This is a genomic window from Rhodoblastus acidophilus (assembly GCF_900187365.1).
Lineage (GTDB): Bacteria > Pseudomonadota > Alphaproteobacteria > Rhizobiales > Beijerinckiaceae > Rhodoblastus > Rhodoblastus acidophilus.
Genome location: NZ_FYDG01000002.1, coordinates 169,857 through 192,805, shown reverse-complemented (window position 1 = coordinate 192,805; position 22,949 = coordinate 169,857). Strand labels below are relative to the sequence as shown.

Annotated in this window: 25 protein-coding genes and 1 pseudogene; 13 read left to right on the top strand and 13 right to left on the bottom strand. The window is 67.1% G+C overall.

Annotated features, from left to right (window positions below; genetic code table 11):
• Positions 1–38 precede the first annotated feature (38 nt).
• The 4 genes from gcvPB to CFB24_RS06140 all read right to left on the bottom strand — a co-directional run bounded on the left by gcvPB (position 39) and on the right by CFB24_RS06140 (position 4,215).
• A complete protein-coding gene (gene gcvPB, locus CFB24_RS06155; RefSeq protein ID WP_088519713.1) occupies positions 39–1,586 on the bottom strand; it encodes an aminomethyl-transferring glycine dehydrogenase subunit GcvPB in 1,548 nt (515 codons plus the stop codon).
• Positions 1,583–2,926 carry an aminomethyl-transferring glycine dehydrogenase subunit GcvPA gene (gene gcvPA, locus CFB24_RS06150; RefSeq protein WP_088519712.1) on the bottom strand — a complete coding sequence of 448 codons (1,344 nt, stop codon included), beginning with the start codon at positions 2,924–2,926 and terminating at the stop codon, positions 1,583–1,585. The genes gcvPB and gcvPA overlap by 4 nt, the downstream gene beginning before the upstream one ends.
• An 8-nt stretch (positions 2,927–2,934) precedes the next feature.
• Positions 2,935–3,588, bottom strand: a complete 654-nt coding sequence (locus CFB24_RS06145) for a DsbA family protein (protein ID WP_088519711.1) — start codon at positions 3,586–3,588, stop codon at positions 2,935–2,937.
• A gap of 117 nt (positions 3,589–3,705) precedes the next feature.
• A complete protein-coding gene (locus CFB24_RS06140) occupies positions 3,706–4,215 on the bottom strand; it encodes a DUF721 domain-containing protein (RefSeq protein WP_088519710.1) in 510 nt (169 codons plus the stop codon).
• Positions 4,216–4,232: 17 nt separating this feature from the next.
• Between CFB24_RS06140 and mutY the strand changes: the two genes are divergently transcribed.
• The 6 genes from mutY (at position 4,233) to CFB24_RS06110 (ending at position 9,317) form a co-directional block, all read left to right on the top strand.
• The gene (gene mutY / locus CFB24_RS06135) at positions 4,233–5,357 is read left to right on the top strand and encodes an A/G-specific adenine glycosylase (protein ID WP_425332126.1); all 1,125 of its coding nucleotides are present in this window, start codon (positions 4,233–4,235) and stop codon (positions 5,355–5,357) included.
• A gap of 32 nt (positions 5,358–5,389) precedes the next feature.
• The gene (locus CFB24_RS06130; RefSeq protein ID WP_088519709.1) at positions 5,390–5,659 is read left to right on the top strand and encodes an Imm74 family immunity protein; all 270 of its coding nucleotides are present in this window, start codon (positions 5,390–5,392) and stop codon (positions 5,657–5,659) included.
• A gap of 65 nt (positions 5,660–5,724) precedes the next feature.
• On the top strand, positions 5,725–6,618 hold the full coding sequence (gene ypfJ, locus CFB24_RS06125; protein ID WP_088519708.1) for a KPN_02809 family neutral zinc metallopeptidase: 894 nt from the start codon (positions 5,725–5,727) through the stop codon (positions 6,616–6,618).
• A gap of 51 nt (positions 6,619–6,669) precedes the next feature.
• Positions 6,670–6,957, top strand: a complete 288-nt coding sequence (locus tag CFB24_RS06120; RefSeq protein ID WP_088519707.1) for a hypothetical protein — start codon at positions 6,670–6,672, stop codon at positions 6,955–6,957.
• A gap of 65 nt (positions 6,958–7,022) precedes the next feature.
• Positions 7,023–8,288 carry a phosphoribosylamine--glycine ligase gene (gene purD / locus CFB24_RS06115; protein ID WP_088519706.1) on the top strand — a complete coding sequence of 422 codons (1,266 nt, stop codon included), beginning with the start codon at positions 7,023–7,025 and terminating at the stop codon, positions 8,286–8,288.
• Between the two features lie 48 nt (positions 8,289–8,336).
• A complete protein-coding gene (locus CFB24_RS06110; protein ID WP_088519705.1) occupies positions 8,337–9,317 on the top strand; it encodes a quinone oxidoreductase family protein in 981 nt (326 codons plus the stop codon).
• A 24-nt stretch (positions 9,318–9,341) separates the two neighbouring features.
• Here CFB24_RS06110 and CFB24_RS22440 read toward each other — a convergent pair whose 3' ends face one another.
• Positions 9,342–9,524 (bottom strand): hypothetical protein, encoded by a 183-nt coding sequence (locus tag CFB24_RS22440; RefSeq protein WP_141098367.1) that lies wholly within the window; start codon positions 9,522–9,524, stop codon positions 9,342–9,344.
• 247 nt (positions 9,525–9,771) lie between these two features.
• Positions 9,772–10,452: a phosphoglycolate phosphatase gene (gph, locus tag CFB24_RS06100; protein WP_088519703.1), complete on the bottom strand. Its 681-nt coding sequence runs from the start codon at positions 10,450–10,452 to the stop codon at positions 9,772–9,774.
• Positions 10,453–10,627: 175 nt separating this feature from the next.
• Between gph and CFB24_RS06095 the strand changes: the two genes are divergently transcribed.
• The gene (locus CFB24_RS06095; protein WP_088519702.1) at positions 10,628–11,002 is read left to right on the top strand and encodes a hypothetical protein; all 375 of its coding nucleotides are present in this window, start codon (positions 10,628–10,630) and stop codon (positions 11,000–11,002) included.
• 31 nt (positions 11,003–11,033) lie between these two features.
• On the opposite strand, the gene CFB24_RS06090 is transcribed toward CFB24_RS06095, so the two are convergent.
• Positions 11,034–12,140: a PA0069 family radical SAM protein gene (locus tag CFB24_RS06090; RefSeq protein WP_088519701.1), complete on the bottom strand. Its 1,107-nt coding sequence runs from the start codon at positions 12,138–12,140 to the stop codon at positions 11,034–11,036.
• Between the two features lie 100 nt (positions 12,141–12,240).
• Here CFB24_RS06090 and CFB24_RS06085 point away from each other — a divergent pair, with 100 nt between their 5' ends.
• The 5 genes from CFB24_RS06085 to CFB24_RS06065 are packed head-to-tail and all read left to right on the top strand — an operon-like array spanning position 12,241 to position 16,254.
• Positions 12,241–12,768 (top strand): transposase, encoded by a 528-nt coding sequence (locus tag CFB24_RS06085; protein ID WP_088519700.1) that lies wholly within the window; start codon positions 12,241–12,243, stop codon positions 12,766–12,768.
• Positions 12,769–13,206, top strand: coding sequence for a cupin domain-containing protein (locus tag CFB24_RS06080; protein WP_088519699.1), 438 nt, complete (start codon positions 12,769–12,771; stop codon positions 13,204–13,206).
• A 50-nt stretch (positions 13,207–13,256) separates the two neighbouring features.
• The gene (xseA, locus tag CFB24_RS06075) at positions 13,257–14,831 is read left to right on the top strand and encodes an exodeoxyribonuclease VII large subunit (RefSeq protein WP_088519698.1); all 1,575 of its coding nucleotides are present in this window, start codon (positions 13,257–13,259) and stop codon (positions 14,829–14,831) included.
• Between the two features lies 1 nt (position 14,832).
• Positions 14,833–15,588, top strand: a complete 756-nt coding sequence (locus CFB24_RS06070) for a metallophosphoesterase family protein (RefSeq protein WP_088519697.1) — start codon at positions 14,833–14,835, stop codon at positions 15,586–15,588.
• A 33-nt stretch (positions 15,589–15,621) separates the two neighbouring features.
• Positions 15,622–16,254 carry an HAD-IA family hydrolase gene (locus CFB24_RS06065; RefSeq protein ID WP_088519696.1) on the top strand — a complete coding sequence of 211 codons (633 nt, stop codon included), beginning with the start codon at positions 15,622–15,624 and terminating at the stop codon, positions 16,252–16,254.
• Position 16,255: 1 nt separating this feature from the next.
• On the opposite strand, the gene CFB24_RS06060 is transcribed toward CFB24_RS06065, so the two are convergent.
• On the bottom strand, positions 16,256–17,005 hold the full coding sequence (locus CFB24_RS06060) for a sulfite exporter TauE/SafE family protein (protein ID WP_206605434.1): 750 nt from the start codon (positions 17,003–17,005) through the stop codon (positions 16,256–16,258).
• A gap of 112 nt (positions 17,006–17,117) precedes the next feature.
• On the opposite strand from CFB24_RS06060, the gene CFB24_RS06055 reads away from it, so the two are divergent.
• Positions 17,118–17,456, top strand: coding sequence for a Rieske 2Fe-2S domain-containing protein (locus CFB24_RS06055; RefSeq protein ID WP_088519695.1), 339 nt, complete (start codon positions 17,118–17,120; stop codon positions 17,454–17,456).
• A gap of 28 nt (positions 17,457–17,484) precedes the next feature.
• Here the strand turns inward: CFB24_RS06055 and CFB24_RS06050 are convergent, their stop codons facing one another.
• The 5 genes and pseudogenes from CFB24_RS06050 to CFB24_RS06030 all read right to left on the bottom strand — a co-directional run bounded on the left by CFB24_RS06050 (position 17,485) and on the right by CFB24_RS06030 (position 22,923).
• Complete coding sequence (locus tag CFB24_RS06050; protein WP_158255125.1) at positions 17,485–18,144, bottom strand: DUF2147 domain-containing protein; 660 nt, start codon at positions 18,142–18,144, stop codon at positions 17,485–17,487.
• Positions 18,145–18,196: 52 nt separating this feature from the next.
• Positions 18,197–18,430: a hypothetical protein gene (locus CFB24_RS06045; RefSeq protein ID WP_088519693.1), complete on the bottom strand. Its 234-nt coding sequence runs from the start codon at positions 18,428–18,430 to the stop codon at positions 18,197–18,199.
• 47 nt (positions 18,431–18,477) lie between these two features.
• A complete protein-coding gene (gene hpnN, locus CFB24_RS06040) occupies positions 18,478–21,087 on the bottom strand; it encodes a hopanoid transporter HpnN (RefSeq protein WP_088519692.1) in 2,610 nt (869 codons plus the stop codon).
• Between the two features lie 139 nt (positions 21,088–21,226).
• Positions 21,227–22,270, bottom strand: a pseudogene (gene hpnH / locus CFB24_RS06035) (adenosyl-hopene transferase HpnH); the annotation flags it as partial.
• 131 nt (positions 22,271–22,401) lie between these two features.
• A complete protein-coding gene (locus tag CFB24_RS06030; RefSeq protein ID WP_141098366.1) occupies positions 22,402–22,923 on the bottom strand; it encodes a hypothetical protein in 522 nt (173 codons plus the stop codon).
• Positions 22,924–22,949: the final 26 nt, after the last annotated feature.

Here is a 22,949-nt window from a genome sequence, read left to right as displayed (position 1 = left end):
CCGTGTTTGCAATCTCAAGGCCTCGTCTGGCGCCGGCGTCACGCCTCCTTCGGCTCGCGCCCGCCAACCGGCGCTTTATACGTCAGCACCGGCTTGCGCGCCGCCGTCGTCTCGTCGAGCCGGGTGCGCGGCGCGTAATAGGGCGCGCCGGTGAAGCGCTCGACTTCCCCATTCTTCACGCTGAAGGCGAGGTCGCGCAGGGTCGCCACGAACATGTCCAAAAACGCGGCGGATTCGGATTCCGTCGGCTCGATCAGCATCGCGCCATGGACGACCAGCGGGAAATAGACGGTCATCGGGTGGATGCCCTCGTCGATCATCGCCTTGGCGAAATCGAGCACGGTGACGCCGCTGTCCTTCATCCAGGCGTCGTCAAACAGCACTTCGTGCATGCACAGACGTTCGGCGAAGGGCGAGGACATCACGTCCTTGAGGCAGACGCGCAGGTAATTGGCGGAAAGCACCGCATTTTCCGAGGCCATGGCGAGGCCGTCGCCGCCATGTGAGAGAATATAGCTGAGGGCGCGGACGAACATGCCCATCTGGCCGTGGAACGCCGCCATGCGCCCAAAACTTTGCGTGTCCTCCTTGTCCTCGACCAGCGTGAGCTTGTCGCCGTCGCGGCGCAGGAAGGGGATGGGGGCGAATGGGGCGAGGCGGCTCGACAGCACGACCGGGCCGGCGCCGGGGCCGCCGCCGCCGTGCGGGGTCGAAAACGTCTTGTGCAGGTTGATGTGCATGGCGTCGACGCCGAGATCGCCCGGCCGCACTTTTCCCACGATGGCGTTGAAATTGGCGCCGTCGCAGTAGAAATAAGCGCCGGCCTCATGCACGAGCCGCGCGATTTCCACGATGTCGCGCTCGAACAGCCCACACGTGTTGGGATTGGTGAGCATGATCGCGGCGACGTCCGGGCCGAGCGCGGCGGCGACGGTTTCGGGATGGACGAGGCCGTTCTCGCCCGCCGGGATCGAGCGGACCGTGAAGCCGAGCGAGGCGGCGGTGGCGGGATTGGTGCCATGGGCCGATTCCGGCGCCAGCACGATTTTGCGCGTCGCGGCCTCGCCCCGGGCGGCGATGGCGGCCTTGATCGCCATCATGCCGCACATTTCGCCATGAGCGCCGGCCTTGGGCGTCAGCGCAACCGCCTCGGTTCCGGTCAGCGTGACCAGCCAATGCGACAGGTCCGCCATCAGCTCCAGCGCGCCCCGCACGGTGGAAAGCGGCTGCAACGGGTGAATGTCGGCGAAGCCGGGCAGCCGCGCCATTTTCTCATTCAGGCGCGGATTGTGCTTCATCGTGCAGGAGCCGAGCGGGTAAAGCCCTGTGTCGATGGCGTAATTCTGCTTCGACAGCCGCACGTAATGGCGCAGGCATTCCGGTTCGGACAGGCCGGGCAGTCCCAACGGCGACTGGCGCTCCAGCCCGCCGAGGCGCGGCTTGAAGTCTTGCGGCGGGTCGATGTCCACGCCGGAAAAATCTTCGCGGCCATGCTCGAAGATCAGGCCGGTCTCGTGGGCGAGGCCGCGATGGCCGGAAAACGTGCGCGGCAGTTTCGTCTCGGAAAAACGCGGGCGCTCGGTCATCGCGCGGCCTCCTCACGCAAGGCGGCGACAAGGGTCGCGCGGTCGGCGTCGGTGTTGAGTTCGCTGCTGGCGACCAGCAGCAGATTGTCCAGCCCCGCGCGCGGCGACAGGCGTGACGCGGGCACGCCGGCGAGCAGGTTTCGCGCCGCCGCCCGCTCCACGAATTCCGCCGCCGGGCCGGGCAGCTCGACGCAGAATTCGTTGAAGAAGCTTTGGTTCAGCAGTTTGACGCCCGGAATCGTCTCAATGGCCTCAGCCAAGGCCACGGCGTTGGCGTGGTTGACCAGCGCCAATTCGCGCAGGCCCTTTTCGCCGAGCAGCGACAGGTGGATCGAAAACGCCAGCGCGCACAGGCCGGAATTGGTGCAGATGTTCGACGTGGCCTTCTCACGGCGAATGTGCTGCTCGCGCGTGGAGAGCGTCAGCACGAAGCCGCGCCGTCCCTGGCTGTCGAGGGTCTGGCCGCACAGGCGGCCCGGCATTTGCCGCACATATTTTTCGCGCGTGGCGAACAGGCCGAGATAGGGGCCGCCGAAATTCAGACCGTTGCCGATCGACTGGCCCTCGGCCACCACAATGTCGGCGCCTTGCGCGCCGGGGCTTTCGATCAGGCCGAGCGACAGGATTTCGGTCACGACTGCGACCAGCAGCACGCCCTTGGCGCGGCAGGCGTCCGCCAGCGGCCGAAGGTCGCGCAAATGGCCATAGACGTCGGGCGATTGCACGACCACGCAGGACAGGCTGTCGTCGAGTTGCGCGATCAGATCTTCCTGCGCCAGCGGGTCGGGCGGCAGGATGCGGATATCGTCATTGGCCATTTCCGACAGGGTGCGCGCGGTCTCTGCGTAATGCGGATGCAGGCCGCCGGACAGCAGCGCGTTGCGCCGCCGCGTCACGCGATGCGCCATCAGCACCGCCTCGGCGGCGGCGGTGGAGCCGTCGTACATCGAGGCGTTGGCGACATCCATGCCGGTCAGGCGCGCCACCTGGGTCTGGAACTCGAACAGCACTTGCAGCGTGCCCTGCGAGATTTCCGGCTGGTATGGCGTGTAGGAAGTCAGGAATTCCGAACGCTGGATCAGATGATCGACGCTGGCGGGAACATGGTGCTTATACGCGCCGGCGCCGAGAAAGAAGGGAACGGCCCCTGCGGCGAGGTTTTTCGCGGCGAGCGCGCCCAGCGCGCGCTCGACCTCCAGTTCGCTCTTGTGGCGGGGCAGGTCGAGCGGGGCTTTCAACAGCTTGTCGGCCGCGTCCGCGAACAGATCGTCGATTTCGGCGAGACCCATGCGGGTGAGCATGTCCTCGCGCTCGGTCGGACTGAGCGGCAGATAGCGCATGAAGATCCTTATTTCAGATAGGGCGCGAGCACGGCGTCGAGTTCGGAGGCGGGGATTTCGCCCGGGCGCCGGTCGCCATTGATATAGAAGGTGGGGGTGGCGGTGACGCCGAACTTCGTCTGGGCCATCTGCCGGATCGCGTCGATCTTCTTGAACAGGGCTTCGTCGTTGAGGCAGGCCTCGAAGGCGCTCTGGCTCATGCCGGTCTGTTTCATGGTCGTGGTCAGGGCTTCGAGCGGATTGTTGACGAAGGCCCAGTTGCGCTGGCTGCGGAACAGCAGTTCGACCACCGCCTCGCGCTTGTCGCCGTTGCAGCGCGCCAGCATGGCGGCGGCGGCGGCGAGCGGGTCGAGCGGGAATTCGCGCAGCGTGTAGCGCACCTTGCCCTTGTCGATATAGTCGGCCTTGAGCTTGGGAAGGGTCTCGGTGGTGAAGACCGCGCAATGCGAACAGGTCATCGAGGCGTATTCGATGATCGTCACCGGCGCCTTGGCGTCGCCGACCCACAGATCGGGCAGGGCCTGCTCCGCCATCAGTTGATCGACGGGGATTTTCGCGGGGCCATCCTCCGCGGCGAGAGCGGGCGCGCTCAGAAGCGTCGCTGCGGCGGGGGCGGCGAAGGCGGCGAGAAGGGCGCGGCGGTTAAGGCCGAAAGGCGGCATGGGCAAGTCCTGCAGGTGAAAGCGTCGCACTTATATAAACGCCGCCGTTGCGCCGCGAAAGCCCGGACCGGTCGCATCGGCGGGCCAGATGGCGATAATGCTCCGATCAAGGGGCGGCTAGGCGCCTCCGGCCCGGCCGCGCAACGCCCGCGCGCCCAGCAGCGTCAGCGCCTGGCGCAGACCTTCGTCCTCGATGCCCAGGGTGGCGCGGCCCGCCTCCTCCAAAGCCTCGGGGTCGGGCGGGCCGATTCGCAGCGGCCCGGCGGCGCGTTCCAGCGGTCCCTGACGAATCGCCAGCCGCCCCACCGCGCGCCAGCCGAGATGGGCGTTGACGCGCTCCACGATCTGCGGCGCCATATGCTGCACTTCGAGCGCCATCGCCCCGATCACGCGCAGGATCAGGGTGGCCGGCTCGATGGGCGCACGGGGATCGCGCTCGCGGGCGCGCGGCGGCCATTGCAGCTTGATCGGCTCGCAACATTCGGCCAGCCGTTGTCCGACAATGTCGTCCCAATGCAGAATCAGGCTCGATTGCCCGAAACCCTGTTTGGCCAGCACGGGATCGACCGCTGCGCCGACAAAATCGGCGAGCGGCTTGGGGAAGGAGGCTTTTCTTCGCGGGGTCACTCAGCCATTGTGAGGCCGTGACACGCAAAAGCAAGAGCGAATTCGGCCAGAGCCCGTTGGCCAAATCTTTAGCCAAGTCCCTGCTCGACTGGTACGACCGCGCGCGGCGCGACCTGCCCTGGCGCGCGCCGCCGGGCGCCAAGCCCGATCCCTACGCCGTCTGGCTGTCGGAAGTGATGCTGCAGCAGACCACGGTGGCGGCGGTCAAAACCTATTACGAAAAATTCCTCGCGCTCTGGCCGGGCGTGCGCGACCTCGCCGCCGCGCCGCTCGACGACGTGCTCAAGGCCTGGGCCGGGCTTGGCTATTATTCCCGGGCGCGCAATCTTCACGCCTGCGCGCAAAAAATCGTCGCCGAGCATGGCGGCGCCTTTCCGGCGCAGGAGAGCGAGCTGCGCCGCCTGCCGGGGGTGGGGCCTTATACGGCCGGGGCGATCGCGGCCATCGCCTTCGACCAGCCGACCCCGGCGGTGGATGGCAATGTCGAACGCGTCGTCGCGCGGCTGCTGGCGCTGGAGACGCCCATGCCGGCGGCCAAGCGGGCGATTTTCGATTTCGTCGCCGCCGTGCTGCCGCGCGACCGCCCCGGCGATTTCGCGCAGGCGATGATGGATTTGGGCGCGACGGTCTGCGCGCCGCGCGCGCCAAGCTGCCTGATCTGCCCGCTGGCGACCTTTTGTCGCGCGCGGACGGCAAGCCCGCAGGATTTCCCGAAAAAGCCGCCGAAAAAGGCGCGGCCGTTCAAGCGCGGCGCGGCGTTCGTGCTGCGCCGCGCCGATGGCGCCTTGCTGGCGCGGCGCCGGCCCGAGCGGGGATTGCTGGGCGGCATGACCGAATTTTTCGGCTCGGACTGGCGCGAGGGCCGCGCCGACGATTGGGCGGACAAACGCGGGCGCGAGCGTTCGCCCTGCGAACGGGCGAACTGGCGGCTGGCCGGCGAAATCGACCATGTCTTCACCCATTTCGCTTTGCGGCTGACGGTGTTCGTCGGCGCCGCGCCGGCGGATTTCCTCGCGCCGGACGGCGGGTTCTGGCTCGCGGCGGACGAGCTGCGCGCCGCCGCCTTTCCGAGCCTGATGCGCAAGGTCGAGGCCTGCGCGTTGAAAGCATGGGGCTTGCCAGAGCCGATAAAGCCGGCATGATGCGGACTTTCGCGGCAATCCGGGGAGCGTTCATGTCCAAGAAGCGCGGCGACAAGCCTGAGGTCGCCCTGACGGAGGGCGCGATCCGCGTGAGCTGGAAGGGCCGGGTGCGCACGATCATGCCCTCGGCCAAGCCGCCGGACGCCGACGACGACGCCGATTTTTTCGTCGATCTCGACGATCTCGTCTGCTGGGACCCGCCCGACGACGAGACCGAGATCGAAATGCACGAATTGCAGCGGATTCTCGAAGCGATCGACGAGGCGTTCGAGCGCATGGGTCTTGTGGTCGCCTACGAGTGACCATCTTTCCCAAACGCGCCGCACCCTGCTAAAACCGCCTCAAAGCGTAACCGGAGCGCGCCGCGATGAAATGGGAAGATTTCCGTCAGTCCGAAAATATCGAGGATCGCCGTGGGTCCGACTATGCGGAATCCGGCGGCGGCGGTTTCGGCGGGTCGTCCGGCCATCTCGGCCTCGGCGCCATGGTGGTGCTCGGCATTATCGGCTACGCCCTCGGCATTGATCCCCGCGTGCTGATCGGCGGCGCGGAAATGGCGTCGCAAATGGCGTCCGGCGGGGCGCAGCATCAAAGCGCCGCGCCGCGCGGGCAGATGGGCGCGCCCAAGGACCGCATCGGCCAGTTCGTCGCCGCCATTCTCGCGGAAAACGAGGATGTCTGGAAGGATGTGCTGCCGCAGCAGGCCAATGTCCGCTTCGTTCCCGCCCCCGTGGTGCTGTTCAACGGTCAGACCCGTTCGGGCTGCGGCCGGGCGCAATCGGCGATGGGGCCGTTCTATTGCCCCGAGGACAAGAAGATTTATCTGGACACCTCGTTCTTCCGCGAGATGAAGCAGCGGTTCGGCGGCGGCGGCGATTTCGCCTACGCCTATGTGATCGCGCATGAAATGGGCCATCACATCCAGGATCAGCTCGGCACGCTGTCGAAATGGCAGGCGGCGCAGCAGAACTCCAGCAAGGTGGACGCCAACGCCATATCGGTGCGGATCGAATTGCAGGCCGATTGCCTGGCCGGCGTCTGGGCCGCCAACGCCAACCAGAAATGGCAGGTGATCGAGCCGGGCGACGTCGAAAAGGCGGTGGCCACGGCGCAGGCGATCGGCGACGACAAGCTGCAGGAGGCCGCGCAAGGCCGGGTCGTGCCGGACAGTTTCACCCATGGTTCCGCGGCGCAGCGGGTGAAATGGCTGCAGCGCGGGCTGCAATCGGGCAAGATTTCGAGCTGCAACACGTTCAACTGAACGGACGGCGTTTTGGCGCGGATCGTGCTTGGGCGTCGCAAAGGAGCGCCCATGCCGTCCATTCCCGTCGCCCATCTGACCGAGCAGGGCCAGGACATGGTGATCGTCATCATGGATCCCCGTTTCGTCCAGGCCAGCCCGAGCCAGCAGGAGGCGACCATCGGCCAGTTGCAGCAACGCGCCAACGCCTGCGGACTCAAGGGAACCATCGCCCTGGTCTGGGACGGCGGCGGGCGCATGGACTATCTGGTTCCGCAGCCCTGGCACGATTTCTTTCGCAGCATCACGCTCGACGATGTGCGGGCGCGGATCAATTCCGCGATCAGCTGGGACGGCTGAACGGAGCGGCGACCCTCGACAGGTTCGTCGTCACCCCCTAAAGACAGCGCCGAAACGAGGCGCTCATGAACGTACTTCTTATCGGCTCCGGCGGGCGCGAACATGCGCTGGCGCTGGCGCTCGCCAAAAGCCCGCTGCTGAAAAAACTGTTCGTCGCGCCCGGCAATCCCGGCACGGCGCAAATCGCCGCCAATGTCGTGCTCGACGTCGCCGACGCCCAGGCGGTGATCGCCTTCTGTCATGTTCAGCACATCGGCTTTGTGGTGATCGGCCCGGAGCAGCCGCTGGTCGATGGTCTCGTCGATGCTCTGGAGGCGGCGGGAATCAAGGCGTTCGGCCCCTCGAAACAGGCCGCGCGCCTCGAAGGCTCCAAGGGGTTCACCAAGGATCTCTGCGCCAAATACAACATTCCCACCGGCGCCTATGAACGATTCACCGACCGCGCGGCGGCGTTGGCCTATGTGCGCGAAAAGGGCGCGCCCATCGTGATCAAGGCCGACGGCCTCGCCGCCGGCAAGGGCGTCACGGTGGCGATGACGTTGGCCGAGGCGGAAAAGGCGGTGGACGATCTGTTCGGCGGCGCCTTTGGCGCGGCGGGCGCGGAATGTGTGATCGAGGAATTTCTCGACGGCGAGGAGGCCTCGTTCTTCGCGCTGTGCGACGGCGACAAGGCGCTGGCTTTCGCCTCGGCGCAGGACCACAAGCGGGTCGGGGACGGCGACGTCGGGCCGAACACCGGCGGCATGGGGGCCTATTCCCCGGCGCCGGTGGTGACGGAGGCGGTGGCCGCGCGGGTGATGGCGGAAATCGTCGCGCCGACCGTCGCCGCGATGAAGGCCGAGGGCTGCCCGTTCAAGGGGGTGCTGTTCGTCGGGTTGATGATCGGCGCCGACGGCCCCAAGCTGATCGAGTTCAACACGCGCTTCGGCGATCCCGAATGTCAGGTGATGCTGGCGCGGCTGGAGGACGATCTGTTGAGCCTGCTGCTCGCCTGCGCCGAAGGGCGTTTGCCGCAGCAGGTGCATCTGTCGTCCAAGACCGCGTTGACCGTGGTGATGGCGGCGCGGGGCTATCCGGGAGCGCCGAAAAAGGGCGGCGTCATCGCGCGCGTCGCCGAGGCCGAGGGAATCGGCGGCGTGACGGTCATCCACGCGGGCACCAAGGCCAACGGCGACAGGCTGGTCGCCAATGGCGGCCGCGTGTTGAACGTGGTGGCGCTGGCGGACAGCGTGGCCGAGGCCCAGACGCTCGCCTACAGGGGCGTGGACGCGCTCGACTTCGCCGACGGTTTTTGCCGCCGCGACATCGGCTGGCGCGCGCTGGGCCGATAGGGCGCGTCCGCCGGGCGGGGAGGATTCCGCAAGAGAGGATATGCCGTCGTGCAAGCCTTGATGTTCGACAAGACCGGCGATCTCGCCGCGCTCAAGCTGATCGAGCGGCCCGACCCGGTCGCGCAGCCGGGCGAGGCCGTGGTCGAGGTGATGGCGGCCGGTCTTAATCCCAGCGACGTGAAGAACGTGCTCGGCTTCTTCCCGGCCTATACCAAGCCGCCGCGCATTCCCGGTCGGGATTTCGCCGGCGTGGTGCGGCAGGGACCGCCCGAATTGATCGGCCGGCGCGTCTGGGGCACAGGGCTCGACCTCGGTTTCACCGGGGATGGCGCGCATGCCGATTTCGTCAAGCTGCCCGCCGCCGGTTGCGCGCCCATGCCGGGGAAGCTGTCGTTTGCGGAAGCGGCGGCCTGCGGCGTCCCCTATACGACGGCTTACGACGGCCTGATCCGCGCCGGCGTCGGCCCTGGCAAGAAACTTGTGGTGATCGGCGGCAATGGCGCGGTCGGCCGCGCCGCTCTGGCGCTCGGCAAGGCGATGGGCGCGCGCGTCGTGGCGGCGGCGCGGCGGCAGAGCCGGCTCGCCAAGCTCGATGCGCTCGGCTACGAAACCCTCGCCCTCGGCGCGCCTGATGATTTCGCCGCGCTGGTGGCGGGAAAATGCTCCGGCGGCGCCGATGTGATTTTCGAGGCCACCGGCGCCTGGTTGCCGGCCGCCGTCGCCGCCTGTGCGAAGCGGGGCGCGATTTGTGTGATCGCTCCGCCCGGCATGGGCCAGCCCACCGTGGATTTTCCGGTGCTGGAGTTCTATCGGCGCGGCCTGACGCTGATCGGCGTCAACTCGCTGCTGAACGATACGGTCGCCAGCGCCAAAATGCTGGCGACCTTCGCCAATTGGTTCGACAGCGGCGTCCTGCCGCCGCCGCCGCGCCCGCACAGCCGCCCGTTGCGGGACGCGCTGGCGGCCTATGCCGAGGTCGACGCCGGGTTTTCCGAAAAGATCGTGCTGGTTCGCGAGTCCGCCGAGTGATCGGACTCCGGGCGCGAGCGACCGCTAATACGGCGAGCCGATCTTGAACGGGTCGATTTCGACGCGGCCGCCGCCGATCGACGCGCCGAGCCGCGCCAATTGTTCGCTCGCGCTCGCCGCGGCCGATTGCGGCGTTTCCTCAGGGCCGAAGCCGGGCGCATCGACGGCGGCGGCCGCGGCGTCCGGGAGAGACGGGTCGCCCGCCATGCTTGTCGCTGTCGGATTGACGACGCCGATGGTCGTGGTTTGCGATGCGGCAAGAGTGTTTGCCGGATAAGCGGAAGACGAATTCAAGGAAACGAGCATGTCGCGCCCCCAAGACTTCTTGGAACATCGCTGAAATTATTACGCGAGTGTTTAGTCTCGCGCAATTTTCCAGAGAAATATTCGCGAAAATATGCTTAAGGCCTCCGGGTTTTGACCGAAGGCCTTTTCGAAAAATTTTCCGAAACTCTTAACCGAGCAGCCGGTCCGCCGCCGCTGACAATTCGCTGAAATGCGAGATGACGCGATCCGGCGAAAACTCCTGCACGGGACGGTCGGTATAACCGAAATCCACCGCGATCACCGGCACGCCCGCCGCCTTGGCGGTGGCGATGTCGGTCTTGGAATCGCCCACCATGATCGCGCGCGCGGGATCGCCGCCGGCGGCGGCGATCGTGCGCAACAGCGGCGTAGGGTCGGGCTTGGCCACGCCGAACGTGTCCTGGCCGCAGATAAAGGCGAAACGCTGGGCGACGCCGAGCTTTTCCAGCAGAAGCTTGGCCGGACGCTCGATCTTGTTGGTGCAGACCGCGAAAAAGCCGCCGGCGCGCTCCAGTTGGTCGAGCGCGGCCTCGACGCCGGGATACAGCCGACTGGCGTCGGCGATCCGGCTCTCGTAATGGGCGAGAAACAGCCGGAACATGGCGTCTTCGCGCTCGACGCCCACCTCCGCCCCCTGTTGGCGCAGGGCGCGCTGGATCAGGGCCCGGGCGCCGGCGCCAAGCAGCGAGCGCGCATCCTGCATCGGCGTCGCGGCGAAGCCTTCGCGAATCATCACGTAATCGAGCGTCGCCATCAGATCCGGCGCCGTATCGGCCAATGTGCCGTCGAGATCGAAGATGTAGAGAATTTTGCCGTTCTGATCCGCCAATTGCGCCTCCTCGCCTTCTCTTCCCTATAGCATCGACCTTGCTGTGAGGTCACGCCCGCGCGGCGAACACGCGCGACGCATTTGGCCGTCCCGGTTGACAAGGGCGCGGCGGGACGGAAATGTCCCAGCGTCGGCCGATTGGCGCCGACGGTCGGTTGGCGTGGGGCGACGGAATATGGCGAAGCGTTCAAGCATTTTCTTTGCGGGGCTGGCCGCGGGCGCCGTGCTGACGGCCGGCGCGGCGCGGGCGGCGAATTACGAGTTTCTCGCTGCGCCGGCGACCGATCTCAACCGCGTGTTCCGGCTCGACAAGGCGACGGGCGAGATCGGCGCCTGCCAATACGGCCTGACCGATGAAGGCTCGATCGGCGTGACCATTTGCTACAAGTCCGGCGAGGGCGCGGGTCCGCAGGCGCCGAGCGAATACGGCCTCGTCGCCTCGCGTCACGAGCGCGAGGGCGGCGTGTTCCGCGTCGATCTGCGCACCGGCGCCATGTCGATCTGCTATGTGCTGAAGCAGGCGGTGGTCTGCACGCCGCCCAACAAATAGCGGAGGCGGGCGGGCGCAAAGCGTCGCGGCGTCAAAACAAGCTCAGTTGCACCCCTCCCGTCTGCGGCTTGACGAACAGGTCGCTGCGCAGCTTGCCTTTTCGCGCGCCCAGCCCCAGGCGCTCGCAGGCGAGTTCGAACCGGCGGCCGAGCGTCCAGGCGTAGGGGCCGGTTCCGGTCATGCGCTTGCCCCAGCTTGAGTCATAGAGCTTGCCTTCGCGGGTCGAGCGCAGCAGCGCCAGCACCTTGCGATATTTGTCGGGGAAATTCTCCAGCAGCCAGCCGCCGAACAGATCCTGCGTCTCCTGCGGCAGACGCAGCAGAATATAGCCGGCTTCGCTGGCGCCGGCGGCCTGGGCGCGGGTCAGGATGGTCTCCATCTCGTGGTCGGTCACGCCGGGGATCACTGGCGCCACCATCACCGCCGTCGGCACCCCCGCGCGCGAAAGCGCCGCGATCGCCTCCAGCCGCCGTTCCGGCGTCGAGGCGCGCGGCTCCATCGCGCGGGCGAGGCCCCGGTCGAGCGTCGTCACCGACAGCGCCACTTTCACCAGCCCCTTGGCCGCCATCGGCGCGAGCAGGTCGAGATCGCGCAGCACATGGTCGGATTTGGTGACAATGGCCAGGGGGTGCTGAGCCTCGGCCAGCACCTGCAAAATCTCGCGCATGATCCGGTGGCGGCGCTCGATCGGCTGGTAGGGATCGGTGTTCGTCCCGATGGCGAGGGTTTTCGGCTGATAGCTCGGCGCGGCCAATTCGCGCCGCAGCAGCTCGGCGGCGCCGTCCTTGACGGTCAGCCGGCTCTCGAAATCCAGTCCCGGCGACAGGCCGAGATAGGCGTGGGTGGGCCGGGCGAAACAATAGACGCAGCCGTGTTCGCAGCCGCGATAGGGGTTGATCGAACGATCGAAGCCGATGTCGGGCGAGTCGTTGCGCGTGATCAGGGTGCGCGGCCGTTCATGGGCGATCTGCGTGGGAAAGGGCGGCAGCTCCTCGATCGCGCCCCAGCCGTCGTCGAAATCCTCGCGGCTTTCACGCTCGAAGCGTCCGCTGCGGTTGGCCGTGGCGCCGCGACCGCGCCGGCGTTGCGGCGCGACATCGACCGGCGCGGCGGAGACGGGCAGGGGGCAGGCGGTCATGTCACGCTCCCAGAACAAAGCAGAAACGAACAATCCGCGAACATTAACCCTGTGTCAAGGCTTTTTGCGCCGTGCGGAAAAAAAGGACTAAAGCTGCGCCATGATCTCGGTCGTGCTGCTCTCGCCCTCGCTCGTCGCCGCCGCGCCCGACCCGCGCGCCGCCGAGGCTTTGGCGCGCAGCCTGGGTTCGCTGGTCCGGGCGACCATGGAAGGCGTGGTGCGCGACGCCGCGCTGATCGGGCCGGCCTGCGACGACCTCGCCGCCGTCGCCGATTACGCCGGCTGCGCCCATATCGAGGCCGACACCCTTTCGGAAGGCTGGGCGCGCGCGCTGAGCGAAACGCGAGGCGATGTCGTGTTCGCGCTCGAGGGCGGCTATGCGCCGCAAACCGGCTTCATCGAGGAAGCCAGCGACCTGCTGCTGGAAGGGGCCAATTTCGCCGGCGCGCTGCTGCGGCGCGCCCCTTACAATCTGGCGACGCGCTTCGCCCCCGGCCTGGCGCGCCCCGTCGGCGTGCTGGCGCAACGCGGCGCCGTTCGTACGGCTCAGGCGCGCGACCTGAACGCGCTTGTTCGTCACGCCAGGCCCTCGCGGACGTTGAATGTCCGCGCGATCAGGATGGTGTGAATGGGCCTCGACCTGCGCAATCCCCGGCTGGCCGCCGCCGACGTCATCGCCGCGCTGGATCTCATCCCGCATCCCGAGGGTGGGCATTACCGCGAAATTTTCCGCGATTCTCCTGCGCATGGCGCGCGCGGCGCCGCCACCAGCATCTATTTCCTGCTTCCGGCCGGCGAAGCTTCGCGCTGGCATCGCGTCGACGCGGCGGAAATCTGGCTGTGGCAGGCCGGCGCGCCGCTGCGGCTCGGGATCGCCGGCTCGGATCGGCGCGTGCATCGACTCGGCCCCGATCTGGGCGCCGGCGAGACGTTGCAGGCGACAGTCGCGGCCGGCGACTGGCAGGAGGCGCAAAGCCTGGGCGCCTGGACGCTGACGTCGTGCATTGTGGCGCCGGCCTTCGATTTCGCCGGCTTCGAGATGGCGCCGGTGGGCTGGGCGCCCTGACCGCGAAAAGGGCCTCGCCAAGTCGGGGGCGAAACGATTAACTTGGGGCGATGGTCGACTCCTCTCCCACCAACGCCCTGGAACTCAGCGTTTCCGAACTGTCCGGCGCGCTCAAGCGCGCCATCGAGGACCAGTTCGGTCATGTGCGGCTGCGCGGCGAGATTTCCAATTATCGCGGCCCCCATTCCTCCGGTCACGCCTATTTCTGCCTGAAGGACGCCAACGCCCGCATTGACGCTGTGGTGTGGAAGGGCACGTTCCTGCGCCTGAAAACCAAGCCGCAGGAGGGGCTGGAGGTGATCGCCACCGGGCGGATCACCACGTTCCCCGGCAAAAGCTCCTATCAGATCGTCATAGAAGCGCTGGAGCCGGCGGGCGTCGGCGCGCTGATGGCGCTGCTGGAGGCGCGGCGGAAAAAGCTCGCCGCCGAGGGCCTGTTCGACGAGGCGCGCAAGAAGGCGCTGCCCTTCCTGCCCGGCGTGATCGGCATCGTCACCTCGCCGACCGGGGCGGTGATTCGCGATATTCTCCACCGTCTGAGCGATCGTTTTCCCCGCCGCGTGCTGGTTTGGCCGGTGCGGGTGCAGGGCGAAACCTCGGCGGCGGAGGTCGCGGCGGGCATTGCGGGATTCAATGCTTTGCCGCCCGGCGGCGCGATCCCGCGTCCCGACCTGCTGATCGTGGCGCGCGGCGGCGGCTCGCTGGAGGATTTGTGGAGTTTCAACGAGGAAGAGGTTTTACGCGCAGCCGCCGCCTCTGAAATTCCGCTGATTTCCGCGATCGGTCACGAAACAGACTGGACCCTGCTCGACCATGTCGCCGATCTGCGCGCGCCGACCCCGACCGGCGCGGCGGAGAAGGCGGTGCCGGTGCGCGCCGAATTGCTCGCCGCCGTCAATGCGCTGGCGCGGCGCCACAACGAGTCGATCCTGCGGCTGATCGAGCGCCGCCGCAACGATCTCCGCGCGCTGGCCCGCGCCATGCCGCAGGCCGAAGCCTTGCTGGCGACGCCGCGGCAGCGGCAGGATCGCGCGGCCGAGCGCCTGGCCGCCGCCTTGCGCGGCTTCATCGGGACGCGGCGGCTCGCCTTGTCGGAGGCCTCGCGCCTTCTCGCCCGTCATGCGCCGCAAGCCGAATTGCAGCGCGTCTCCGGGCGGCTCAACACGCTGAAATACCGATTTGAAGCGGCGGGGCGGACGCTTCGGGAGCGCCGGCGCGAGCGGCTGGAGACGCTGCGGACGCGGTTTGCTGCCGCCTTTTCGGCGCGGCTGCTGTTTCTGCGGCAGGATGTGTCGCGGTCGCGGGAACGCTTCGCCAGTCTGTCGGCGCGGCTCGATGGCACCTATTCCCATGCGCTGTCGCGCCGCCGCGACCGGCTCGGCCACGCCGCCCAATTGCTCGGCGCGGTCGGCTATGAGGCGGTGCTGCGCCGCGGCTTCGCCCTGGCGCGCGATGCGGAGGACGGCATCGTCCGCTCGGCGCGGCAGTTGGGTCCCGGCGACGCCCTGCGGCTGTATTTCTCCGACGGCAAGGTAGAGGCGACCGTCACAGGCGAGGAACCCGCCAAAAAACGCGCGCCAGCGGCGAAAAAACCGCAGGCCGCGCGTCAGGGCAGCCTGTTTTGACATGCGGCTGGCGCTGCTGACGGACATTCACGGCAACCGCGAGGCTTTCGACGCTTGCCATGCCGAGGCGCGGCGGTTGGGCGCGGAAAATTTCGTCTATCTCGGCGATCTCGTCGGCTATGGCGCCGACCCCGCCTATGTGGTTGACCGCGTCGCTGAGGATTTCGCGACAGGCGGCTTCGGGGTCATGGGCAATCACGACCTCGGCGTCGTCGCGCCGGACGCGCGGCGCCTCTATGACGAGGCCCGCCGCGCCCTGGATTATGCTGGAGAGCAGCTCGATCCGGCGCAGAAAAAATTTCTGGCGGCGCTGCCGCTCACGGCGACGCGCGCCGACGCCTCCGGCCGCGAAATCCTGTTCGTCCACGCCGAAGCCAGCGCGCCCGGCCGCTTCCTTTATGTTCAGACCGCCGAGGACGCGACGCGGTCGATGGACGCGACAGCGGCCAGCGTCACCTTCTGCGGTCATCTGCACCGGCCAAGGCTCTACCACCGCAGCGGCGCCGCGCCCGCCATCGCCTTCATGCCCACGGCGACGCCGACGCCGCTGGCCCGCAGCCGGCGCTGGCTGGCGACGCTCGGTTCGGTCGGACAGCCGCGCGACGGCGATCCGCGCGCCGCCTTCGCGCTTTACGATCTCGACCGCGCCGTTCTGACCTTTCACCGGGTGGACTATGACGTGGAGGCGGCGGCGCGGAAGATCGTTCAGGCCGGGCTGTCCGAATTTTTCGCCGAACGCTTGTTCGCCGGCCGTTAAATCCCGTTAACCGCCGTCTGATACGGGCGGGGCATGACCTATTCGCTCGTCATTTTCGATCTCGACGGCACTCTGGCCGACAGTTTTCCCTGGTTCCGGCGCCATGTGAACGGCGTCGCCGACCGTTTCGGCTTTCGCCGCGTCGCCGAGGCCGAGTTCGAGGATCTGCGTCACGCCGATCTGCGCGAGATCCTGAACAAGCTTGAGGTTCCGCTGTGGAGGCTGCCGGCCATCGTGCGGCATATGCGCGAGGTCAAGACGCGCCATCTCGATGAAATCTCGCTGTTTGACGGCGTCGAAGCCATGGCGCGGTCTTTGTCGGCGGCGGGGCTTCGGCTGGCGCTGGTGAGTTCCGACACCGAGGCCAATGCGCGCCAGCAGCTCGGCGCCCTGTCGTCGCTGTTTTCCGACTTCGATTGCGGCGCCGCCTTGATGGGCAAGGCGTCCAAATTCCGGCGGGTGGTCCGGCGCGCCGGGCTCAAGCCCGCTGATGTGATCGCCATTGGCGACGAAGTGCGCGACATTGAAGCGGCGCGCGCGGCGGGCCTGGCTTGCGGCGCCGTGGCCTGGGGCTACGCCGCGCCCGAAGCGCTGCGGGCGCGAAACCCCGATTTTCTGTTCGCCCGCGTGGCCGAGATTGCGGAAACGCTGCTGCCGGCCGGCTGACTCAGCCGTATTGGCGCCAGAACACCAGCGCGACGATCACGGCGTTCAATCCGATCACCATTTTTCGCGCGAGGGCTGGGTCGAGTTTGCGCCCGAAATGGCCGGCGAGATAGCCGCCGATCACGGCGCCGACCAGCAGCGCCCCCATCTGGCGCCAGTAGATCAATCCGCCAAAGATGAAGAACAGCGACGCCGTGGCGTTCATGGCGGCGTTGAGCAGATTGCGCGAGGCCTGCATCATGTTGAGGCTGGCATGAGTCAGAACGCTCCAGGTCGCCATCATCATCACGCCCACCGCGCCGCCGAAATAGCCGCCGTACACGCCCAGAACGAACTGCGCCGCCGGCAGCGTGGCCGGATGCACTTTGACGCGCGCGCGCAAGGATTCGCCGAGCTGGCGGCCGAAGGCGAACACCAGAACGCCGAACAGCAGCAGGAAGGGAAAGATGGCGTCGAAAATCCGCTGCGGCGTCGAGAGCAGCAACAGCGCGCCGAGAACGCCGCCGATGACGCTGACCGCCGCCATGGTCGAGAATTTCATCTGCTCGAAATTCTGGAAATCCTTGCGATAGGCGAAGGCGGTGGCGAGCGCGCTCGGCACCAGCGCGACGGTCGAGGTGGCGTTGGCGTTGAGCGAGGGCACGCCCGCCGCGACCAGCGCGGGCAGGGTCACGAAAGAGCCGCCCCCGGCGATGGCGTTCATGGCGCCGCCGAGAAGACCGGCGCCGGCGACGAAAACAACATCTTGCAACGTGAGGCGTCCTGTAACGAAGGTTTTGGCTTGGTTACAGAATTTCGCACGCGGACGCCATGGCCCGCAACTTGCGTCGCGGGACCATCTTCCGCTTGCGCGAGGCCGTCAGATGAATTTTTCCGTCGTTTGTCCCACAAGCGCCATCACGCCAGGCGCGATGGGCCTGTTTCAGGTGGGCAAGAAAAGCGTGCTGCTGGTCTGGCCGGAGGGCGGCGACCTCAAGGCTTATCGCGGCCGCTGCCCGCATGCCGACGTGCCGCTGACGGAGGCCGGTTTCGACGGCAAGACCGTCACCTGCACCATCCACAACTGGGGTTTTGACGCCTGCACCGGCAAATGCGTCACCCATCTCGTTCCCAACGCGCTGCACGCCTATGCGCTGCGCGTTGAGGGCGACGAAATCCAGGTCGATCTCGGGCCGGCCCGACCTGTCCGGCCGCGCGCCTGAGCTTAGCGGAGCCGGCCGGCGCGCGGGATTATTGCGGGCCGGCGGCCTGCGCGGCGTCGTCCACGGGGGCCTCGGTGTGCGGCTTGGCCGCGGCCGGCGCGGGCTTGGCCGGCGCCGGCTTGGCGGGCGCGGCGGCCGGTTTGGCGCCCGGTTTGGGCGCGAGGGGATCGCCGGGAATGTCGGCCACCGCCATCGTATTGTCCGGCAGCCGGGTCCAGGTCTGGGTCTGGCCCAACAATTCGAACCCTAGATAGCCACGCAGCAGCAGTTTCTGGCCGTCGGGCGTCACCTCCGCCTCGGCGTTATAAACATTGCCGTCGCGCGGATCGAGAATGTTGCCGTTCGCGAATTTGCCGGCGTCGGGCTTGAGATTGTAGACGATGACCAGGCCGAGCATCGGCTTGTTCTTCTTGTCGCCCGGGCAGGCGGCGCAAGTCGTGACCAGCGTGGTCTCGCCCTGCTTCTTGAACATTTTGACGAGACGGCCCTCGTAAAGCCCGTTCTTCTCGGAGAAGTAGAACCAGCCGCTGGGGTTGCCGTCATCGAAATAGGCCTGCCAGAACCCGGTCAGAGGCGATTTCTGCCCTTCGGCGCGGGCGCCGTTCGGGAGGGCGGCGCTCAATGGGGCCGCGAGCGCCGCCGCCAGAGCTGCGCGCGCGAAAATTTGCGGGAAGAAAAATGCGGACAAGGGATGTCTCCTTTTCACGCAGGCCGGCGCGGGCGCGTTCGCGCCAGAAAAGTCAAACGCCGTTCGATTCAAGCACGTTACGGCATTTCGGCGTCAGTTTGGCGCGATGCGCCTGCAGGCAGGTCAGGAAGGCGTCGTCGCCGGCGTCGGGATGAACCTGGTGGCAATAGCGGCGCACATCGGGGCGGCAGGCGTCCTCCTGCTCCTTGGTGCCGGCGGCGAAAGCCGACGAGGCCGCGCCGGTCAGGAGGAGGGATAGAATCGCCGCGCCCATTTTTATCGACATGCATCGTGCTCCTGGTTGCGCCCTTCTGACTTGAAAAAGGGCCTAGATTATGACGTCGGCGGCTGCGCCGGCCGCACGCGCGGCTTGCCCATGAGGATGGGTTGGAACAGGACGGCCGCGGCCAGCGTGCAGGCCAGCGACAGGGCGAGCAGTTCGCCCATGCTCGATGTGCCCGGATGGCTTGAAAACCACAGGCTGCCGAAGGCGGTCGCGGTGGTGGCGGCGGAAAACATCACCGCGCGGGTGAGGCTGGTTTGCAGCAGGTTGGTCTGCCCCTCTCGCCAGGCCATGATGTAGTAGATCTTGAAGGCGACGCCGACGCCGAGCAGCAGCGGCAGGGCGATGATATTGGCGAAATTGAGCGGCATGCCCAGCAGCACGGTCAGTTCCAGCGTCACCACCGCCGCGAGGATCAACGGAAGCAGGGTCAGCAGCATGTCGCTGATCCGGCGCAGCATGACGATCAGCAGGATTGAGATCGACAGCAGCGCCCAGCCGCCAGCTTCGAGAAAGGCGCCGACGATGGTCTGGCTCGCCTGCAGGATCGAGACCGGCCCCTCCGTGGCGTCCGGCTCGACTTTCAGAACGGCCTGAGAGAAGGCGCGCAGCGAGTCCTCCGCGCCCGACTGGTCCCTGGGCGCGATAGACAGCCGCTCCTGCCCGTCCGGCGTGCGCCATTGCGACACGATTTCGGGAGGCAGGCTCGCCAGCGTGACTTTTTCAGGCGCCAGCATCTGGCGCAATTGCTCGAGGTCGTGAACCAGCGGCGCCACCAGAACCTCGCCGGCCGTCGCGCGCTTGTCCGGGCTGGCTTCGGCCAGGGCGCGCGCAGCCGCCGCCAGGCGCCGCGCGCCGGCGATCCCTTGCGCCTGACCGGCGTTGTGCGGGTCCTGCGCCGCCTCGTCGAGCCTTTGCGCGGCTTCGTTCAGCGATTCGACCACATCCACGTCGGCGGGCGTCGGCTGAACCTCGGCCGGCTTCAGCGAATCCTTGAGCGCGGCGGCGGTCTTGCTTATGGCCGCCAGCTTCTCGTCCTGCTGGGCCGGGACCATGCTCGCGAGCGTGCGCACATAGGCGACCTCGGGCAATTGCGAGAGACGCGCCGCCTTGGCGTTGGCGTCAGCCAGATTGGGCGCGAGCAGTTGGATGTTGTCGATCTCGAGATTGCGGTCGCGCTTGAGGTCGAGATAGGTGGCGACGGATTCCGTCTTGGGATCGCGCAGATGAATGGGGTTGAAGTCGAAGGTCAGCCAGTGGAACAGCGGCAGTCCCGCGGCGACGACCAGCGCCACGCCGGCGATGATCGCCTTGCGGTGCCGCGACATGAAGTCGTCCACCGGCGCCAGGCTGGCGTAGCCCATCGGCTCCGGTTCGCCCGCCGGATTGAGCAGATAGATCAGCGCCGGCAGCAGGGTGACGCTGACGATGAAGGCGACGATCATGCCGAGGCCGGCGATGACGCCAAGTTCCGACACGCCCTTGTAATCGGTGGGCGCGAACGACAGGAAGCCGCAGGCCGTGGCGAGGCCGGCGAGCGTCAGCGGCGCGCCGAAATGATAGGCGGCGCGCGCGATGGCCTCGCCGAGATTGTCGAATTCGTGCCGCTCGGCGCGATAGCGCACGCTGAACTGAATGCCGAAATCCACGCCGATGCCGACGAACAGCACGAAGAAATCGACCGAGATCAGGTTGAGAGCGCCGACCAGCTTCAGGCCCGCCGCCGCCGTGATGGCGAGGCCGGCGACAATGTTGAGCGCTACCGCGCCGATCAGGCGCCAGGAACGCAACGCCCGCCACAGGATGAACAGGACTACGGCGCCGGTGATCAGGCCGTTGCGCGCCGCGTTTTCCTTGATCGTGCCGAATTCCTCGTCGGCCATGGCCACCGGGCCGGTCAGCCGCAGCCGCGCCTGATAGGGCGGCAGCACGTCGGCGGCCGCCGCGCGCAGGGCCGTGCTGGCGGCGAGGCCCGCCTGCACTTCATTGAAGTCGAGAATGGGGTGGACCTCGATCACGCCGCGCAGGTCGGCTTCCGTCGCCGGATGGCCCTGCGCCAGCACCCGCCAGGAGAAGGAGGCCGGGCGGCCTGCGACGACGTCCTCCAGCGTCTGGGCGGAAGCGTCGAACAGGCGCGTCATGTCGTTGAGTTGCAGCTTGTTCGAATTCACCCCGATCAGCCCGTCCTCGAGCGCGGCGACGAGGCCGCGCAGGCTGGGGTCGGACGTGAGATCCTGAATCAACGGGCCGGCCTGCGACAGGCCGCCCACGGCGCGCTCCAGATCGGGCAGGGGCAGGAACAGCAGGCCGTTGCGGGCGAAGAACGGCAGCCCTGCGATATTGGCCGCGCTGCGGAAATGGGTCTTGTCGGCGTCGAGCCTCGCGGTCAGCGCGCGGGTCGCCTGCGCCGCCAGTTCGGGCGTCGGCGCTTCGACCACGGCGTAAACCGCGTCATAATGATGAAACGCCTTTTCAAACGCCTGCTCCGTCTTGCGCCAGCCGAGATCCGGCGACAGCATGGCGTTGATGTCGGAATTGATCTTGAAATGCGCGCCGGCGTAATAGCCGCAGCCCAACGCGATGGCCAGGAACAAGGCGGCGACCGCGTGGGCGTTCCTTACGCAGAACTTAACTAGACGAACGATAGCGGCCGTCAACATTTGCGCCCAAACCTCAATTTCCGCTATCGCCGGAACCACGTAAATCCAATGGCGCGATCTTAGCGCGGCTCAAGTTCAAAGAAAACCCGGTCATCCCTGATCATTCGGCGGGGTTGGGCGCCTGACGGTCGCGGGCCGCCTGCGGCTGCAATTGCGGCTCCGGGGCCATGGGGCCGTCGGTGCGCGGACCGCGGACCGTGCGCCACAGACCCGCCAGCGGATGACGGATGGCGTCGTCCACGGCGGTCGGCTCATAGCCGCAATGGGCCATGCAATTCGCGCATTTCTCGTGCTTTCCAGTGCCGTAACTGTCCCAGTCCGTCGTGGACATCAGCTCGCGATAGCTTGCGGCGTGGCCCTCGTCGAGCAGGTAGCACGGCTTTTGCCAGCCGAACACATTGCGCGTCGGCATGCCCCAGGGCGTGCAGGCGTAGGCCCGGTTGCCCGCGAGGAAATCGAGATAGAAGCCGGTGTGGAGCAGCGGCCAGTCGCGGCCCTTGCCCAGCTCGAAGATGCGGCGGAACAAGGTTTTCGTCCGACGCCGCGACAGAAAATGTTCCTGATCCGGCGCGCGCTCATAGGCGTAGCCCGGCGAAATCGACACGCTGACGTCGAGCGATTTGGCGAAATCCATGAAGGCGGCGACCTTGTCCGCCGCCATGCCCTCGAAAATCGTGGCGTTGACATTGACGTTGAAGCCGCGCGCCCGCGCCTCGCGGATCGCGGCCACCGCGATCTCGAAGGCCCCGGCGAGATCGACCGCCTTGTCGTGCTCGGCCTTCAGTCCGTCGAGATGAATCGACCAGCTGAAATAGGGCGAGGGGGTGAAAAGATGCAGCTTTTTCTTCAGCAGCAGCGCATTGGTGCAGAAATTGACGAATTTCTTCCGCGCCACGATGCCCTGCACGATTTCCGCGATGTCGCGGTGAATCAGCGGTTCGCCGCCCACCAGAGCGACAATGGGCGCGCCACATTCGTCCACGGCGTCGAGGCACTCCTGCACCGACAGGCGCTTGTCGAGAATGGAGTCGGGATGCGAGATCTTGCCGCAGCCCGCGCAGGCGAGATTGCAGCGGAACAAGGGCTCCAGCATCAGAACCAGCGGATAGCGTTCGCGACGCAGCAGCTTTTGCTTCAGCAGATAAGCGGCCACCTTCGCCTCGCGACGGAAATCTCTTGGCAATGGACAAACTCCTGAGCGTACCTGTGGGAAGGGGAAAGCGTCAGGCTCCGCGAAGTTCCGCGGGCGGGCGGAATTCTCTCGTTTCATCTGCGCCGTCGCACCAAACGCCCCGCCAGCGGCAAGGGTTCCGCTTAGCGCGACAGGCTGACCTCCACGCGGGCGACGTCGCCGTCGCTCGGCGCAAGGCTCATGCTCATGCCGCGGCCGGTGGCGCGCAGCGCAACAGAGGCGGTGAACGTTCCGCCATCGACGCGGCCGTTGAAACTGCCGTCGCTCACGCGGCCGGAAATCGAGCCGGACACGCCGCGCGTGGTTTCGGACCATTCGCCGCGCACGCTGCCGCCTTCAGCGACGACGTTGCTGTTGATGTTGAAGCGATAGCTGTCGCTGGCGCAGACCACGCTTTGCGTCAGCGAGCGGCCGCCGTCGCCGGCGCCGCCGCGGGCGCGGCAGGAAATGCGCTCGCGGTGGCCGTCGGAGCCGATCACCGCGCCGCCGCCATGGAAGTTGCCGGCGAAGGCCGAGAACGGGCCGGCCGATTGGGCCAGCGCGGGGGCGGCGCAAACAAAAGCGAGCGTCGCGGCCGCGACCCCCGCGGTCTTTGCGCGCATTCCCTTGGCGCGCATATCCCTAGCGTGCATGTCGAACGGCATTTCGGTCTCCTTTATGACAACGGCGC

Coding starts and splice junctions, on each gene's coding strand:
- CFB24_RS06070 (WP_088519697.1), top strand. CDS start 14,833: ATGCGGCTGGCGCTGCTGACGGACATTCACGGCAACCGCGAGGCTTTC.
- CFB24_RS22440 (WP_141098367.1), bottom strand. CDS start 9,524: ATGGCGGGCGACCCGTCTCTCCCGGACGCCGCGGCCGCCGCCGTCGAT.
- CFB24_RS06065 (WP_088519696.1), top strand. CDS start 15,622: ATGACCTATTCGCTCGTCATTTTCGATCTCGACGGCACTCTGGCCGAC.
- purD (WP_088519706.1), top strand. CDS start 7,023: ATGAACGTACTTCTTATCGGCTCCGGCGGGCGCGAACATGCGCTGGCG.
- CFB24_RS06120 (WP_088519707.1), top strand. CDS start 6,670: ATGCCGTCCATTCCCGTCGCCCATCTGACCGAGCAGGGCCAGGACATG.
- gcvPB (WP_088519713.1), bottom strand. CDS start 1,586: ATGACCGAGCGCCCGCGTTTTTCCGAGACGAAACTGCCGCGCACGTTT.
- CFB24_RS06095 (WP_088519702.1), top strand. CDS start 10,628: ATGGCGAAGCGTTCAAGCATTTTCTTTGCGGGGCTGGCCGCGGGCGCC.
- ypfJ (WP_088519708.1), top strand. CDS start 5,725: ATGAAATGGGAAGATTTCCGTCAGTCCGAAAATATCGAGGATCGCCGT.
- gcvPA (WP_088519712.1), bottom strand. CDS start 2,926: ATGCGCTATCTGCCGCTCAGTCCGACCGAGCGCGAGGACATGCTCACC.
- xseA (WP_088519698.1), top strand. CDS start 13,257: ATGGTCGACTCCTCTCCCACCAACGCCCTGGAACTCAGCGTTTCCGAA.
- CFB24_RS06045 (WP_088519693.1), bottom strand. CDS start 18,430: ATGTCGATAAAAATGGGCGCGGCGATTCTATCCCTCCTCCTGACCGGC.
- hpnN (WP_088519692.1), bottom strand. CDS start 21,087: ATGTTGACGGCCGCTATCGTTCGTCTAGTTAAGTTCTGCGTAAGGAAC.
- CFB24_RS06145 (WP_088519711.1), bottom strand. CDS start 3,588: ATGCCGCCTTTCGGCCTTAACCGCCGCGCCCTTCTCGCCGCCTTCGCC.
- CFB24_RS06030 (WP_141098366.1), bottom strand. CDS start 22,923: ATGCCGTTCGACATGCACGCTAGGGATATGCGCGCCAAGGGAATGCGC.
- CFB24_RS06085 (WP_088519700.1), top strand. CDS start 12,241: ATGATCTCGGTCGTGCTGCTCTCGCCCTCGCTCGTCGCCGCCGCGCCC.
- CFB24_RS06090 (WP_088519701.1), bottom strand. CDS start 12,140: ATGACCGCCTGCCCCCTGCCCGTCTCCGCCGCGCCGGTCGATGTCGCG.
- CFB24_RS06130 (WP_088519709.1), top strand. CDS start 5,390: ATGTCCAAGAAGCGCGGCGACAAGCCTGAGGTCGCCCTGACGGAGGGC.
- CFB24_RS06055 (WP_088519695.1), top strand. CDS start 17,118: ATGAATTTTTCCGTCGTTTGTCCCACAAGCGCCATCACGCCAGGCGCG.
- CFB24_RS06080 (WP_088519699.1), top strand. CDS start 12,769: ATGGGCCTCGACCTGCGCAATCCCCGGCTGGCCGCCGCCGACGTCATC.